The sequence below is a fragment of the Streptomyces sp. CB01201 genome, from assembly GCF_002803085.1.
GTDB classification, from domain to species: Bacteria; Actinomycetota; Actinomycetes; order Streptomycetales; family Streptomycetaceae; genus Streptomyces; species Streptomyces hundungensis.
Genome location: NZ_NNBJ01000012.1, coordinates 23,627 through 38,455, shown reverse-complemented (window position 1 = coordinate 38,455; position 14,829 = coordinate 23,627). Strand labels below are relative to the sequence as shown.

The 14,829-nt window shown below is 70.9% G+C and carries 15 protein-coding genes; 6 read left to right on the top strand and 9 right to left on the bottom strand.

Going from position 1 to position 14,829, the window contains the following annotated elements; genetic code table 11:
- Window positions 1-76: 76 nt before the first annotated feature.
- The gene (locus CG740_RS24720; RefSeq protein WP_100577626.1) at window positions 77-718 is read right to left on the bottom strand and encodes a TetR/AcrR family transcriptional regulator; all 642 of its coding nucleotides are present in this window, start codon (window positions 716-718) and stop codon (window positions 77-79) included.
- A gap of 82 nt (window positions 719-800) precedes the next feature.
- On the opposite strand from CG740_RS24720, the gene CG740_RS24715 reads away from it, so the two are divergent.
- Genes CG740_RS24715 through CG740_RS24705 form a run of 3 tightly spaced genes read left to right on the top strand, consistent with a single transcriptional unit; the run spans window position 801 to window position 2,939 of the window.
- A complete protein-coding gene (locus CG740_RS24715) occupies window positions 801-1,583 on the top strand; it encodes an ABC transporter ATP-binding protein (protein ID WP_100577457.1) in 783 nt (260 codons plus the stop codon).
- Between the two features lie 8 nt (window positions 1,584-1,591).
- Complete coding sequence (locus CG740_RS24710; protein ID WP_100577456.1) at window positions 1,592-2,353, top strand: ABC transporter permease; 762 nt, start codon at window positions 1,592-1,594, stop codon at window positions 2,351-2,353.
- Window positions 2,354-2,366: 13 nt separating this feature from the next.
- Window positions 2,367-2,939: a cob(I)yrinic acid a,c-diamide adenosyltransferase gene (locus tag CG740_RS24705; RefSeq protein ID WP_100577455.1), complete on the top strand. Its 573-nt coding sequence runs from the start codon at window positions 2,367-2,369 to the stop codon at window positions 2,937-2,939.
- 815 nt (window positions 2,940-3,754) lie between these two features.
- Here CG740_RS24705 and CG740_RS24695 read toward each other — a convergent pair.
- The 4 genes from CG740_RS24695 to CG740_RS24680 are packed head-to-tail and all read right to left on the bottom strand — an operon-like array spanning window position 3,755 to window position 7,038.
- Window positions 3,755-4,180 (bottom strand): hypothetical protein, encoded by a 426-nt coding sequence (locus tag CG740_RS24695; RefSeq protein WP_100577454.1) that lies wholly within the window; start codon window positions 4,178-4,180, stop codon window positions 3,755-3,757.
- A gap of 45 nt (window positions 4,181-4,225) precedes the next feature.
- Window positions 4,226-5,689, bottom strand: a complete 1,464-nt coding sequence (locus tag CG740_RS24690) for a sensor histidine kinase (RefSeq protein WP_100577453.1) — start codon at window positions 5,687-5,689, stop codon at window positions 4,226-4,228.
- Window positions 5,686-6,381 (bottom strand): response regulator transcription factor, encoded by a 696-nt coding sequence (locus CG740_RS24685; RefSeq protein WP_100577452.1) that lies wholly within the window; start codon window positions 6,379-6,381, stop codon window positions 5,686-5,688. Before CG740_RS24685 ends, CG740_RS24690 begins: the two co-directional genes overlap by 4 nt.
- A 30-nt stretch (window positions 6,382-6,411) precedes the next feature.
- Window positions 6,412-7,038: a hypothetical protein gene (locus CG740_RS24680; protein WP_100577451.1), complete on the bottom strand. Its 627-nt coding sequence runs from the start codon at window positions 7,036-7,038 to the stop codon at window positions 6,412-6,414.
- 212 nt (window positions 7,039-7,250) lie between these two features.
- On the opposite strand from CG740_RS24680, the gene CG740_RS24675 reads away from it, so the two are divergent.
- From CG740_RS24675 to CG740_RS24665, 3 genes are all read left to right on the top strand, one after another.
- Window positions 7,251-8,444, top strand: coding sequence for a sensor histidine kinase (locus CG740_RS24675; RefSeq protein WP_100577450.1), 1,194 nt, complete (start codon window positions 7,251-7,253; stop codon window positions 8,442-8,444).
- Entirely contained in the window at window positions 8,441-9,085 is a 645-nt protein-coding gene (locus CG740_RS24670; RefSeq protein ID WP_100577449.1) for a response regulator, read from the top strand. The genes CG740_RS24675 and CG740_RS24670 overlap by 4 nt, the downstream gene beginning before the upstream one ends.
- Before the next feature lie 167 nt (window positions 9,086-9,252).
- A complete protein-coding gene (locus CG740_RS24665; protein WP_100577448.1) occupies window positions 9,253-11,100 on the top strand; it encodes a glycoside hydrolase family 18 chitinase in 1,848 nt (615 codons plus the stop codon).
- Window positions 11,101-11,397: 297 nt separating this feature from the next.
- Here CG740_RS24665 and CG740_RS24660 read toward each other — a convergent pair whose 3' ends face one another.
- The 4 genes from CG740_RS24660 to CG740_RS24645 form a co-directional block, all read right to left on the bottom strand.
- Complete coding sequence (locus CG740_RS24660) at window positions 11,398-11,844, bottom strand: DUF2550 domain-containing protein (RefSeq protein ID WP_100577447.1); 447 nt, start codon at window positions 11,842-11,844, stop codon at window positions 11,398-11,400.
- Window positions 11,845-11,971: 127 nt separating this feature from the next.
- Entirely contained in the window at window positions 11,972-12,346 is a 375-nt protein-coding gene (locus CG740_RS24655) for a F0F1 ATP synthase subunit epsilon (RefSeq protein ID WP_100577446.1), read from the bottom strand.
- A 110-nt stretch (window positions 12,347-12,456) separates the two neighbouring features.
- On the bottom strand, window positions 12,457-13,899 hold the full coding sequence (gene atpD, locus CG740_RS24650; protein ID WP_100577445.1) for a F0F1 ATP synthase subunit beta: 1,443 nt from the start codon (window positions 13,897-13,899) through the stop codon (window positions 12,457-12,459).
- Window positions 13,899-14,816, bottom strand: coding sequence for a F0F1 ATP synthase subunit gamma (locus CG740_RS24645; RefSeq protein WP_100577444.1), 918 nt, complete (start codon window positions 14,814-14,816; stop codon window positions 13,899-13,901). Before CG740_RS24645 ends, atpD begins: the two co-directional genes overlap by 1 nt.
- Window positions 14,817-14,829: the final 13 nt, after the last annotated feature.

The window sequence follows — 14,829 nt, the reverse complement described above, 5'->3', positions numbered from 1 at the left end:
GGGCTTCTGGGAGTGCTTAGAGATGCGCGTCACGTCTCAGATGACGGACATCACACCGGGCGGCGTGAGGTGGGTCTCAGCGGGCGCCCCGTACGGCGTAGTTGAGCACCTTGTCCCCCAGGAGCCCCTCCATCTCGTCGATCAGGACGAGCACCTCGCGGGAGACCGCCCGGGGGTCGCGGCCGGCCATCATCTCGCGGCCGATGGCGGACATGACCGTCTGGTGGACCCAGTTGATCTGACCCGCGATCAGGGCGGGCAGCGGCTCGCCCGGCCCCGCGCCGACCTCCTCGCGCAGGGTCGCCTCCAGGTTCGCGAGCACGTCCTGGCCGACCGCCCACAGCCGGGCCTTGAGCGCGGGCGAGCCGTCGATGACGGCCATGAACCGGCTGTAGCCCTCCATCAGGCCGACCCTCGGCGAGACGGACTCGACCTCGGCGCGCAGCTCGCGAAGGACGGCCTCGGCGGCCGACTCCCCGTCGTCACGGCCGCGCACCCAGCGCGAGAGCCGGTCGACGATGCCCCGGCTGCGGTCGAGGAACAGGTCCTCCTTGGCGGGGAAGTAGTTGTAGACGGTGTTCACCGAGACGTCGGCCACCTCGGCGATCTCCGCGATGGTGACCGCGTCGAAGCCGCGCTCCAGGAAGAGCCCGGTGGCCAGGTCCGAGATCCGCTGCCTGGTCTCGCGCTTCTTCCGCTCCCTGAGCCCTTCTGCCATGGCCCCAGCGTAGGCGATGTTCTGCACCTTCTTAAATTTTGGAGTCATTGCAAATTTTAAGCGACTCTGTTTTTCTGTCCTCATGGCAATCATCAGCACGGCCGGGCTCGCCCGGACGTTCCGGAGCAAGGCCGGCCCGGTCGAGGCGGTGCGCGGGATCGACCTGACGGTCCGGGCCGGCGAGATCCTCGGCTTCCTCGGCCCCAACGGCGCGGGCAAGACGACCACCCTGCGCATGCTCACCACGCTGCTCCCGCCGACCGGGGGCGCCGCGACCGTGGCAGGACACGACCTGCTGCGCGATGCGGCCGGGGTGCGCCGGGCCTGCGGTTACGTGGCCCAGTCCGGGGGCGTCGACCCGAACATCTCGGTACGCGAGGAGCTGGTCACCCAGGGCCGCCTCTACCGGCTCACCAAGCCCCAAGCCGCCCTGCGCGCACGGGAGTTGACAGCCGACCTCGGCCTCGACGGGCTGCTGGAGCGCAAGACGTCAACGCTCTCCGGCGGCCAGCGCCGCCGCCTCGACATCGCGATGGGCCTGATGCACCGGCCCGAAGTGCTCTTCCTCGACGAGCCGACCACCGGGCTCGACCCGGGCAGCCGCGCCGACCTGTGGGACCTGGTCCGCCGGATCCGCGCGGACCACGGCACCACCGTGTTCCTCACCACCCACTACCTGGACGAGGCCGACGCGCTCGCCGACCGCCTGGTGATCGTCGACAGGGGCGTGATCGTGGCCGACGGCACCCCGGCCGGCCTCAAGTCCCGTTACGCGGGCGGCCCGGACGCCTCCCTCCAGGACGCCTTCCTCGCCATCACCGGGCGCACGGCCGCACCGCAGGACTCCGCCCCCGTAGCCGTCTAGGACTCCCCATGAACCTCGCCCCGCTGCTCTCCGACACCGCGCTGATCTTCGGCAGATACGCCCGCCAGACCCTGCGCTCCAAGTTCCAGATCCTCTTCGGCGTGCTGATGCCGCTGCTCTACCTCCTCTTCTTCGGCCCCCTCCTGACCCGGATGCCGCTGGGCTCAAGCGGCAGCTCCTGGCAGGTCCTGGTCCCCGGCCTGCTCCTCCAACTCGCCCTGTTCGGAGCCTCGTTCGCCGGTTTCGCGGTCATCATCGAGAGCAGCTGGGGCGTCGTGGAGCGGATGCGCGTCACGCCGGTCTCGCGGTTCGCCCTGCTGCTCGGCCGGGTGCTGCGGGACTCCGCGCTCTTCGTCTTCCAGGCGGTGCTGCTGGTGCTCGCCGCCCTGGTGATGGGCCTGCGCGCCCCTCTCGCGGGCATCCTCATCGGCTTCGCCTTCGTGGCGCTCCTGACCCTGTCCCTGGCCTCCCTGTCGTACGCGCTCGCCATGAAGGTGCGCACCCCGCAGGGGTTCGGCCCGGCGATCAACGCCATCGCGATGCCGTCGATGCTGCTCTCCGGGCTCATGCTGCCCATGTCGCTCGCACCGGGCTGGCTGAACGTGCTGTCGCACTTCATGCCGTTCCGCTATCTGGTGGACGCGGTGCGCTCCGCCTACCTGGGCTCGTACGCGACCACGACCATGCTGTACGGGGGCCTGGTGGCGGCCGGTTTCGCCGCGCTGGCCGTGACGGTGGGCACACGCGTCTTCCGGACGGCCGGAGCGTAACTACTCTGGCGGCATGGTCAATCTGACGCGCATCTACACCCGCACCGGCGACCAGGGCACGACCGCCCTCGGCGACATGAGCCGGACCGCCAAGACCGATCTGCGGATCTCGGCGTACGCCGACACGAACGAGGCCAACGCCGTCATCGGCACGGCGATCGCGCTCGGGCAGCTGTCCGAGGAGGTCGTGAAGGTGCTGGTCCGGGTCCAGAACGACCTGTTCGACGTGGGGGCGGACCTCGCCACGCCGGTCGTCGAGAACCCGGAGTACCCGCCGCTGCGGGTCGAGCAGTCCTACATCGACAAGCTGGAGGCGGACTGCGACCGCTTCCTGGAGGACCTGGAGAAGCTCCGCAGCTTCATCCTGCCCGGCGGCACGCCCGGCGCGGCGCTGCTGCACCAGGCGTGCACGGTGGTACGGCGCGCGGAGCGCTCGACGTGGTCGGCCCTGGAAGTACACGCCGCCGTCATGAACCCCCTGACGGCGACGTACCTCAACCGCCTGTCCGACCTCCTGTTCATCTTGGCGCGTACGGCGAACAAGGCGGTGGGGGATGTGCTGTGGGTGCCGGGTGGGGAGCGGTGAGGCTCGGGGGGTCGTATCAGCTCGGGGGGTGATTCCCCTGACCCTCTGCGCAGCTCCCCGCGCCCCCAGCCCCCTGTCGCCCTCGCACCGTGCGTGGTAGCTCGCGCAGTTCCCCGCGCCCCCAACCCCGTTTTCCTCTGCGGGCCTTGCGTGGCTGCTCGCGCCCCCAACCCCGTTTCCGTCCGTCCACCGTGCGTGGCCGGACGCGCAGTTCCCCGCGCCCCTCAAAACCCGTTTTCGTCTGCGGGCCTTGCGTGGCTGCTCGCGCAGTTCCCCGCGCCCCTGAAAGCCTCGGTGCTGGCCCGCGCTGGGCATCTTCGCCTGGCTGGCTGCTCGATGCGGGCCGGTATGGGCATCTTCAGCCCGTCCGGCGTTTGAGGACGAGCGCCCTTTAGGCGCGACGGGGGTGCAGGGGGCGGAGCCCCCTGCGGGGGTTCGAGGGGCTCCGCCCCTCAAGGGGGTCTGGGGCGCAGCCCCAGGGGCCGGACCCATCGACCCCGCCGCACGGGCGGGTGGGCGGGCAAACCCCCCGGGGCCCGGGGCGCAGCCCCAGGGGGCGGACCCGGCGCACGGGCGGGTAGGCAAACCCCAGGCTCAGGGGTTGGCGGAGGCGTCCGCGTCGGCCGCCGCCGCGGCCGACTCCGCGTCGCTGACCTTCGCCTCCATCTGCCGCTCCGTCCCGGACGAGGACGACCCCGCCGCCCCGGGCCGGGGCCCGGACCCGTGCCCACACCCCGTGGCAAACGCGGCCAGCAGAGCCGCGGCAACCACCGCGCCCCGCACCCCCCGCCCCCGCCCCCGCACCCGCCCCCACATCACTTGCCGCCGTTGTTGGACGAACACCACGCCGCCACGTCCTTGAGGTCCTTCTGACGCTGCTGAAGGGTCGTCACAAGCCCCTTGCGATAGGCCAGCTTGTGGTCGAGCAGGGTGCCGATCGCCGCGTGGCCCTCCTTCTTCGCATTGTCCGCCCGCTGCTGCATACGCGCCACCGAGCCCACGGTCGTGGCACCCCCGTCGAGGCGGTTCAGGGCCCGCTCGACGTGCTTCTCGGCCTTGGACTCGCGCTTGCAGATGCCCTTCGCGCCGTCGCCCGTGGGCGGCTTCGCCGTGGTGGCCGGGGCGGGCGTGGAGTCCGCGAAGGCGCTGGGCGCCGTGACGGTCAGTACGGCCGTCGCGGCGAGCACCGCCGCCGCGATCCGGCGACCTCCGGACGTGCTTCGAAACGTGGCGTTGCGCATGACTGCTGCCTCCCAGATGTACGGATTTCCGGTTCACCCGGGAGGCTAGGAAGGCTCTTTGTGGGAACTCTGTGATCGCTCCGCGGTGACCGTCAACCAGTCCCGTCGAAGCGGGAGTTCACCTTCCCTACCGGGATCCGAGCCGGGCAGCCGAACCGTGCACCGAGTGCCGATGCCGTCGGGCCCCGCTCCGAGTTCGGCCCTGCCCCCGTGCAGCGCCGCCTGCTGGGCGACGAGGGTCAGGCCGAGGCCGGAGCCGGTACTGACCGGCCCCCGGTGGAAGCGGCGGAACACCTTCTGCCGATCGGCGGGCGCGATGCCGGGGCCGCGGTCGTCGACGGTGATCAGTACCTGGCCGTCCGCGAGGCCGACGGCCACCGCGATCTCGGCCCGCCCCCGCGGGTCCCGCCCGTGCGCCAGCGCGTTGCGCAGCAGGTTGTCGAGCAGGATGCGGATGCCGGGCTCCCAGCCGTGCAGCGGCGCGGGCCCCGCGCTCAGTGTGAGCACGGCATCCGGGGCACGCCGACGTGCCTCGGCGACGGCGGCATCCGCGACCTCCGCCACGTCGAACACCCGGAACGCGTCGGCCTCCACCAGATCCCCGCGTCCCAGCTCGCGCAGGGCCACCAGCATCCCGAGCAGTCGCCCGTGCTCGCGCCCGAGGTCCTCGACGACCTCGGCCCGCTCGGCGTCCGGCAGATTCGGGTGGGCCAGCACATCGAGGTTGGTGCCCATGCTCATCAGCGGGTTGCGCAGCTCGTGCGAGGCGGCCGCGGAGAACGAGCGGGCGGTGTCCAGGGCCTGCGCGGTGCGAGCGGCCTGCTCGTCGTAGCGGGCCAGGACCGTCCGCAGGGTGGCGGCCAGGTCGTCCACCTCGACGATCCCGGTCGGCCGGTGCTCCAAACGCACCGACGTGGTCCGCGGGTCCAGCCCCGCCGCCGCCTTCCGCAGCCGCCCGAGCGGCCGGGTCGCGGCGCTCGCGATCGCCCAGGCGAGCAGCGCGGACAGCGGGGCGGCGAACAGCGCGGTGGTCACCACGCGCCTGCGGACCAGGGCGACCTCGGTGCGGCTCGCGGTGTCCGGTGAGAACACCCACAGGGTGCCCGAGACCTGCGCTCCCCCGACCGGCAGCGCGTACGCCCGCCAGCTGCGCCCCCCGCCCCGCACGGTGACCGGGCTCCGGCCCGGTGCCGGTAGCGCCACCGAAGGGCCGGGCTGGGGCCCGCCGCTGAAGGTGCCGTCGGGCCCGGTGAGCCGTACGCCGACGTCCAACGCGGCGTTGAACAGCCTGCGTTGGCGGTTCTCCTCGGCGGTCGGCTGCCCGTTGGCGGCGGCCCGCAGCAGTGTGCGGGCGTCCTCGGCGACGGCGGTGGCCCGGGTCTTGAGGTGGCTGTCCTCCGCGCTGTGCAGGTCCCGCGCGACCAGTGTGAGCAGCAGCCAGCCGCAGGCCAGGACGAGCAGCGGAACGGTGACACCCACGGCGATCGCGATCCGCGTGGCGAGCTTCACGGCCGCTCCCGAAGGACGAAGCCGACCCCGCGCACGGTGTGCAGCAGCCGGGGCGCCCCGTCGGCCTCCAGTTTGCGGCGCAGATAGCTGACGAAGGTGTCGACGGCGTCGGTGCGTACGTCGAAGTCGTACCCCCAGACCCGTTCGAGCAGCTGGTCCCGGCTCAGGACGAGACCGGCGTTGCGCGCGAGCGCCTCCAGGAGCGCGAACTCGCGCCGGGTGAGGTCGAGGGGCCGTCCGTCGCGGTGGGCGGTGCGGGCCGCCGGGTCGATGACCAGGCCGCAGGCGCGGACCACGTCGTGCGGGGCGGGCGGGCGGCGGCGCAGCAGGGCGTGCAGACGCAGCACCAGCTCCTGGAGCGCGAACGGCTTGACCAGGTAGTCGTCGCCGCCGGCCTGGAGGCCGGCGATGCGGTCGGCGGTCTCGTCGAGCGCGGAGAGCATCAGGACCGGCAGATCGTGCCCGGCCGCGCGCAGCGTCCGGCACACCTCGATACCGCTCATACCGGGCATGGACACGTCCAGGACCAGCACATCGGGCGGCCCCAGCTCGATCGCGGCCAGCGCGGCCCGGCCGCTGTCGGCGGTGCGGACCCGGAACCCGTCGAGCCGCAGGCCCCGGTCGAGCGAGCGGCGCACCGCGTCGTCGTCGTCCACGACCAGGACCTCTCCGGCACGGCCGGACCCGCTCATCCGCGCTCCCCCACTCCATCCGCCAGTCCGCTATCGACGGGTCAGCGTACGGTCCTCGGCTGTGTGCTTCCGGGGGCGGTCGGAGGGGGGCTTCAGGAAGCGGTCGAGGAGCGAGGGCTTGGGCTCCCCGTCCTTGCCCGGGAACAGGGTGTAGCTCAACGCGATGACCGCGTTGACGCCGATCACGATCAGCATCCGCCCCTGCCACATCCGCAGCGACGCGGTGCTGCCGTCGCCGCCCACGTACCAGATCGCGGCCTGGAGCAGGGCGATCGCGAGCAGCGCGGACACCGTGAAGCGGCCGGCCGTCCGCCACTCGTACGCCATCCTCGCGACGCCTCCCGCGGGCGTCCTGGACGGCCGCGGGCCACCCGCGAAACGGTAGGCGACCCAGGCGTCGGCGCGGGTCACCAGGTAGTGGCCCATTCCGGCGGAGAAGCCGATGTAGACGGCGGCGAGGCCGTGCTTCCAGTCCGGCTGCGCGCCGTGCTTCAGGTCGACGGCGGTCACCACGAGCAGCACCACTTCCAGGAGCGGCTCACACAGCAGCACCGCCACGCTCGCCCGGGGCATGCGGGCGAGGTAGCGCAGGGCCAGGCCCGCGGCCAGCAGGACCCAGAACCCGACTTCACAGGCGATGATCAGCGTCACGATCACGGCGGTCTCCTCTCGTACTGCCCACTCGGGGAGCCCCGCACGTCGTACGGCGTCGTACGGCGTCGTACGACTCAGGGCACCCTCCAAGGCTGGCCCGCGCGCGCCCGCCCCTCGTCGTCGTCAGTGACGAAAGGCGACTGCATCCTTCGATGTAGCGGCACTTCCACTGGTGAGGGGAGGCCCGGGCCCGGGCGGCCGTGTTGGATGGGACCGTGACCTCGTTTCTCCGACCGCACCGCGACGACGTCCTCATCGCCGTCGCCGGCCTGCTCGGCGGCCTCGCGCTGTGGGCCGTCGGACTGCACACCCAGGGCGGCCGTCCGCTGGGCGGCGCTTGGGTGCTGCTGCCGCTCGTGGGGACGGCCGGCCTCGAACTGCTGCGCCGCACCAGGCCCCAGACCGGCCTCGTCCTCGGCACCGTCCTGCTGGTGCTCGACCAGTTCACGCTCGGCAGCCTGGCCACGGTCGTGATGTTCACCGACCTCGTGTACGCGGCCGTCGTGTACGGCACCCCGGCCGCCGCGCGCCGCATCCCGGTCACGACCGGGCTCATCACCATCGGCATGACGATCGGCTTCCTCGCCTGGTTCCACAAGCCGGAGGCGCTGCTCATCGGGGTGGTGACCGGCCTGGTCTCGTTCGTGCCGGCCACCACCGGGGCGCTGGTGCGCAATCATCGCGAGGCCGCCGACAGCGCCCGGCTGCGGGCCGAACAGACCGCGCTGCTCGCCGAGATGGACCGCAGCCAGGCGGTGGTCGCCGAGCGCGCCCGGATGGCCCGCGAGCTGCACGACATGGTCGCCAACCACCTCTCGGCGATCGCGATCCACTCCACGGCCGCGCTCTCCCTGGACGACCCGGCGACCACCCGGCAGGCCCTCACCGTGATCCGTGAGAACAGCGTGGACGGGCTCGCCGAGATGCGCCGGCTGATCGGACTGCTGCGCGACACCAGCGGGCACGACGAGCCGGCCGCGGCGCCCACCCTGGCCGGCCTCGACGCGCTGATCGCCCAAGCCCGCGTCAACGGGGCCGACAGCGGGCTCGGATTCGCCCTCACCGACCGCCGTGCCGCCGAGGATCCGCTGCCCGCGCCGGTGGAGCTCGCCGCGTACCGGATCGTGCAGGAGTCCCTCACCAACGCGCTCAAGCACGCGGCGCCCGGGACCGTCGAGGTCGTCGTCACCGGCGTGGACGGTCTTCTCACGGTGGTTGTCACCAGCCCCTACGGTGACCGGGCCGGGCCGCGCGCACCCGGCTCGGGGGCCGGGCTCATCGGGATGCGCGAGCGGACCGAGCTGCTCGGCGGCACCTTCGCCGCGGGCCCCGAGAAGACGTCGGACGGCACCGAATTCTGGCAGGTGCGGGCCCAACTGCCCGCGGAGGAAAGGGCGTTGAACGCATGACCATCCGGGTACTGGTCGCCGAGGACCAGTCGGCGGTACGCGCGGGGCTCGTCCTGATCCTCTCCAGCGCCCCGGACATCGAGGTGGTCGGCGAGGCGGCGGACGGCGAGCGGGCCGTCGAGCTGGCCCGCGAACTGCGCCCCGATCTGGTCCTGATGGATGTGCAGATGCCGAGGCTCGACGGCGTCTCGGCGACCGCGGCGGTGACCGGCGAGGGCCTCGCCGACGTCCTGGTCCTGACCACCTTCGACCTCGACGAGTACGTCTTCGGTGCGCTGCGGGCCGGCGCCTCGGGCTTCCTGCTCAAGAACGCGGACGCCAAGGACCTGATCGAGGCGGTGCGGACGGTGGCGCGCGGCGAGGGGCTCATCGCCCCGGCCGTCACCCGGCGCCTGATCGCGGAGTTCGCCTCGTCCGCGCGCCCGGCGGCGCCGCGGCGCCCGGCCGCCCTCGACGCCCTCACCCGGCGCGAGGGCGAGGTGCTCTCCTGTCTGGGCCGGGGGCTGTCCAACGCGGAGATCGCGACCTGCCTGGACATGGCGGAGGCCACGGTGAAGACCCACGTCAGCAGGCTGCTCGGCAAGCTGGAGCTGCGCAGTCGGCTCCAAGCCGCCGTCCTGGCACAGGAGTTGGGACTCTGAGGCTCCGGAAGCCGTCGAAGGTCTGGACCTCTTGACGGTTGGTCCAGACCTTTCTACGCTCACCGCACACTGCTGTGGTGGGCAGGCCATCCCTGGAGCTCTGCGGCACGCCCACCGGACGGAGCAGGGTCCCACCCCCACCACCGTCGCACCACACGGGAGCAGCCTTGAGAACCGCACGCAAGCGCTTCAGATCAAGAGCCGCAGCGGCCCTGACCGCACTCACCCTTCCCCTGGCCGCACTCATCGGCCTGGCCTCCCCCGCCGAGGCCGCCACCTCGGCGACCGCCACCTACGCCAAGTCCTCGGACTGGGGCACGGGGTTCGGCGCCGGCTGGACCATCAAGAACACCGGCACCACCGCACTCAGCTCCTGGACCGTGGAGTGGGACTACCCCTCGGGTACGTCCGTGACCTCGGCCTGGGACGCGGACGTCACCAGCTCCGGCACCCACTGGACCGCCAAGAACAAGTCGTACAACGGCGCCATCGCCCCCGGCGCCAGCGTCAGCTTCGGCTTCAACGGCGCGGGCTCCGGCTCGCCCTCGGGCTGCAAGCTCAACGGCGGCTCCTGTGACGGGAGTTCGACGCCGCCCGGCGACACCCCGCCCTCGGCCCCCGGCACCCCGACCGCGAGCAACGTCACCGACACCGGTGTCTCGCTCTCCTGGTCCGCCGCGACCGACGACAAGGGCATCAAGAACTACGACGTCTACCGGGGCTCCGCGAAGATCGCGACCGTCACCGGCACGACGTACGCCGACTCGGGCCTGACCAAGGGCACGACCTACACCTACAGCGTGACCGCGCGCGACACGGCCGACCAGACGGGCCCCTCCTCGGGCTCGGTCACCGTGACGACCACCGGCGGAGGCGGCGGCCCCGGCCCCGGCCCCGGCGGTGACAAGGTGCGGCTCGGCTACTTCACCGACTGGGGCATCTACCAGCGCAACTACCAGGTGAAGAACATCGTCACCTCGGGCTCGGCGAGCAAGCTGACCCACATCAACTACGCGTTCGGCAACGTCACCAACGGGCAGTGCGCCATCGGTGACGCCTACGCCGACTACCAGAAGACGTACGACGCGTCCTCCAGCGTGGACGGCACCGCCGACACCTGGGACCAGCCGGTCGCGGGCAACATCAACCAGCTCCGCGAGCTGAAGAAGAAGTACCCGAACATCAAGATCCTGTGGTCCTTCGGCGGCTGGACCTGGTCCGGCGGATTCGGCGCGGCCGCGGCCAACCCGACGGCCTTCGCGAACTCCTGCTACTCGCTGGTCAAGGACCCGCGCTGGGCCGATGTCTTCGACGGCATCGACATCGACTGGGAGTACCCGAACGCCTGCGGCCTGTCCTGCGACACCAGCGGGGCCACGGCCCTGACGAACGTGCTCTCCGCGCTGCGCGCCAAGTTCGGCAGCTCGGCGCTCGTCACGGCGGCGGTCACCGCCGACGGTTCGACGGGCGGCAAGATGGACGCGGCCGACTACGCGGGCGCGGCGGCCTATGTCGACTGGTACAACGTGATGACGTACGACTTCTTCGGCGCGTGGGACGCCAAGGGGCCGACCGCCCCGCACTCCCCGCTCACGTCGTACAACGGCATCCCGATCGCGGGCTTCAACACGGACGCGGCGATCAGCAAGTTCATCGGCAAGGGCGTCCCGGCGAGCAAGCTCAACCTGGGCATCGGTTTCTACGGCCGCGGCTGGACGGGCGTCACCCAGGACGCCCCCGGCGGCACGGCGACGGGACCCGCGCCCGGCACCTATGAGCAGGGCATCGAGGACTACAAGGTCCTCAAGACCGCCTGCCCCGTGACCGGCACGATCGCGGGCACGGCGTACGCGCACTGCGGGTCCAACTGGTGGAGCTATGACACGCCGGCGACGATCGGCGGGAAGATGACGTACGTGAAGAACCAGGGTCTCAGGGGAGCGTTCTTCTGGGAGTTCAGCGGTGACACGTCGAATGGTGAGTTGATCTCGGCGATCGACAGCGGCCTCAAGTAACCCGGGCCGATCTGCCCGACCCCTGCCTGACCCGGAAAGCGGGTCCGTCCCCCGCCCCGGGTCAGGCTTTCGTCTGCGGGCCGTGGGGGCCGTTCGCGCAGTTCCCCGCGCCCCTAAAGGCACTGGGTGCTGCGGCGTCTTCAGCCCGTCCGGCGTTTGAGGACGAGCGCCGTTCAGGCGCGAACGGGGGTCTGGGGGCGGAGCCCCCAGGGGCACTTCAACCCCCGGAGGGTTGCGGGAAGGGGCGGGGTGGGGCAGCTCCCAGGGTCTGGGGCGGAGCCCCAGGGGGCCGGGGGCCTATGCCACGTTGACCCGCTGGCCGGGCGGGGCCGCCTCCAGCCAGGCGAGGAAACCGGTCAGCGCGTCCTCGCTCATCGCCAGCTCAAGCCGCGTACCCCGATGCGTACAGCCGAGGATGATCGCGTCGGACAGCAACGCCAGCTCCTCCTCGCCCTCGGGCACCCGGCGGGACACCACGTCGATGGCGGACCGCTCAAGAACGCGACGCGGCCTCGGCGCGTACGAGAAGACGCGGAACCACTCGATCCGGTCGCCGTTGTAGCGGGCCACCCCGTACACCCAGCCCTTGCCGCTGGTGTCCGGCACCTCCGGAAGGTTCCAGCGCAGACTGCAGTCGAACGTGCCGCCCGACCGCTGGATCAGCCGCCGGCGCAGACCGAAGACGAAGAGTCCCACCAGTACCAGCGCGACAACCAGACCACACACAAGCAGAGCGAGGGTCATCTACACCGACCTCCTCGCTCAACCAGTAATCCAGCAACGGAAAAATCTGCCTGCATCGCCTCAGCCGCGACCGGCTCCGGAAAATTCCGGACCGAGCCGCGGCTGAGGGAAATCTCCGGCGGGGGTGCTAGCGCACCGCCACCGCACGCAGTCGTACATCGGCGCGTCGCTCAGCGGCGGCGTCCGACTCCGACTTCGCGCTCTCCAGCGCACGCTCGGCACGCTGGACATCGATCTCGTCCGCCAGCTCGGCGATCTCGGCCAGCAGCGAAAGCTTGTTGTCGGCGAAGGAGATGAATCCACCGTGCACCGCCGCGACGACGGTGCTGCCCTCGCTCGTACGGATCATCACCGGGCCCGACTCCAGCACACCAAGGAGCGGCTGGTGACCGGGCATGACGCCGATGTCGCCGGACGTGGTGCGCGCGACGACCAGGGTGGCCTCGCCGGACCACACGCTGCGGTCCGCGGCGACGAGCTCGACGTGCAGCTCAGTAGCCAAGGTTGGCTCCTCGGGTCACCACCCGGCGGTTCGGCCGGGTGTTGGGTCGAATTCTAGTAGGCGTACACGAAGGGGCGGGACGCACCCGCCCCTTCGCGCGGTCGGGCGCGTCAGGAGACGCCCAGCTCCTTGGCGTTGGCCTTGAGGTCTTCCAGGCCACCGCACATGAAGAACGCCTGCTCGGGGAAGTGGTCGTACTCGCCGTCGCAGATCTGGTTGAACGCCGTGATCGACTCTTCCAGCGGAACGTCCGAACCGTCGACGCCGGTGAACTGCTTGGCGACGTGCGTGTTCTGCGACAGGAAGCGCTCCACGCGGCGGGCGCGGTGCACGACCAGCTTGTCCTCTTCGCCGAGCTCGTCGATGCCGAGGATGGCGATGATGTCCTGGAGGTCCTTGTACTTCTGCAGGATCGTCTTGACGCGCATGGCGGCGTCGTAGTGCTCCTGCGCGATGTAGCGCGGGTCCAGGATGCGGGACGTGGAGTCCAGCGGGTCCACGGCCGGGTAGATGCCCTTCTCGGAGATCGGACGGGAGAGAACCGTCGTCGCGTCGAGGTGGGCGAACGTGGTGGCCGGGGCCGGGTCGGTCAGGTCGTCCGCGGGGACGTAGATCGCCTGCATCGAGGTGATCGAGTGACCACGGGTCGAGGTGATGCGCTCCTGGAGGAGACCCATCTCGTCGGCCAGGTTCGGCTGGTAGCCCACCGCGGAGGGCATGCGGCCGAGCAGGGTCGACACCTCGGAACCCGCCTGGGTGTACCGGAAGATGTTGTCGATGAAGAAGAGGACGTCCTGCTTCTGGACGTCACGGAAGTACTCCGCCATCGTCAGACCGGCCAGGGCGACCCGCAGACGCGTGCCCGGCGGCTCGTCCATCTGACCGAAGACCAGGGCGGTCTTGTCGATGACGCCCGAGTCCTGCATCTCCTCGATGAGGTCGTTGCCCTCACGGGTGCGCTCACCGACGCCGGCGAACACCGACACACCGTCGTGGTTGTTGGCCACGCGGTAGATCATTTCCTGGATGAGGACGGTCTTGCCGACACCGGCACCACCGAACAGGCCGATCTTTCCACCCTTGACGTACGGGGTGAGAAGGTCGATGACCTTGACGCCGGTCTCGAACATCTCGGTCTTCGACTCAAGCTGGTCGAAGTTGGGGGCCTTGCGGTGGATCGGCCAGCGCTCGCCGATGTTGGCGTTCTCCTCGGGCTTGTTCAGCACCTCACCGAGGGTGTTGAACACCTTGCCCTTGGTGAAGTCGCCGACCGGCACCGTGATGCCGTTGCCCGTGTCGGTCACCGGGGCCTGGCGGACCAGGCCGTCGGTGGGCTGCATCGAGATCGCGCGGACGATGCCGTCACCCAGGTGCTGGGCGACTTCGAGCGTCAGCGTCTTGAGCTTGCCGTCCTCGGCCGGGTCGGCCACCTGGACGTGCAGCGCGTTGTAGATGTCCGGCATCGCGTCGACGGGGAACTCCACGTCGACGACCGGGCCGATGACCCGGGCGACGCGGCCCGTGGCAACGGCCGTCTCAACAGTGGTCGTCATTACTTGTCACTCCCCGCGGTCGCGTCGGCCAGCGCACTGGAGCCACCGACGATCTCGCTGATTTCCTGGGTGATTTCGGCCTGGCGGGCCGCGTTGGCAAGCCGGGAGAGGCTCTTGATGAGCTCTCCGGCGTTGTCGGTGGCCGACTTCATCGCGCGGCGACGGGCGGCGTGCTCGGAAGCGGCCGACTGAAGCAGCGCGTTGTAGATGCGGCTTTCGACGTAGCGCGGCAGCAGGGCGTCGAGGACGTCCTCCGCCGACGGCTCGAAGTCGAAGAGCGGAAGGATCTCGTCCTTCGTGCCCGTCTGTTCCTGAGCCTTCTCCAGCGACAACGGCAGCATCCGGTTGTCGACCGGCGTCTGCGTCATCATCGACACGAACTCCGTGAAGACGATGTGCAGTTCGTCCGCTCCGCCCTCGGCCGTCTCCGTCTGGATGGCCTCGATCAGCGGTGCGGCCACCTGCTTGGCGTCCGCGTAGGTCGGGCTGTCGGTGAAGCCGGTCCACGACTGTGAGACCTTGCGCTCACGGAAGCCGTAGTAGGCGACACCCTTGCGGCCGACGATGTACGTGTCGACCTCCTTGCCCTCGCCGCGCAGCCGCTCCGAGAGCCGCTCCGCGGCCTTGATGGCGTTGGAGGAGTAGCCGCCGGCCAGACCGCGGTCGCTCGTGACGAGCAGGACCGCGGCGCGGGTCGGGGCCTCGGCCTCGGTGGTGAGCGGGTGCTTGGTGGTGGAGCCGGTCGCCACCGCGGTCACCGCACGGGTGAGCTCGGTCGCGTACGGCGTGGAGGCCGCCACCTGGCGCTGCGCCTTGACGATGCGCGAGGCGGCGATCATCTCCATCGCCTTGGTGATCTTCTTGGTCGCGGTGACGGATCGGATGCGACGCTTGTAGACCCGGAGCTGCGCTCCCATGAGTCAGGTCCCT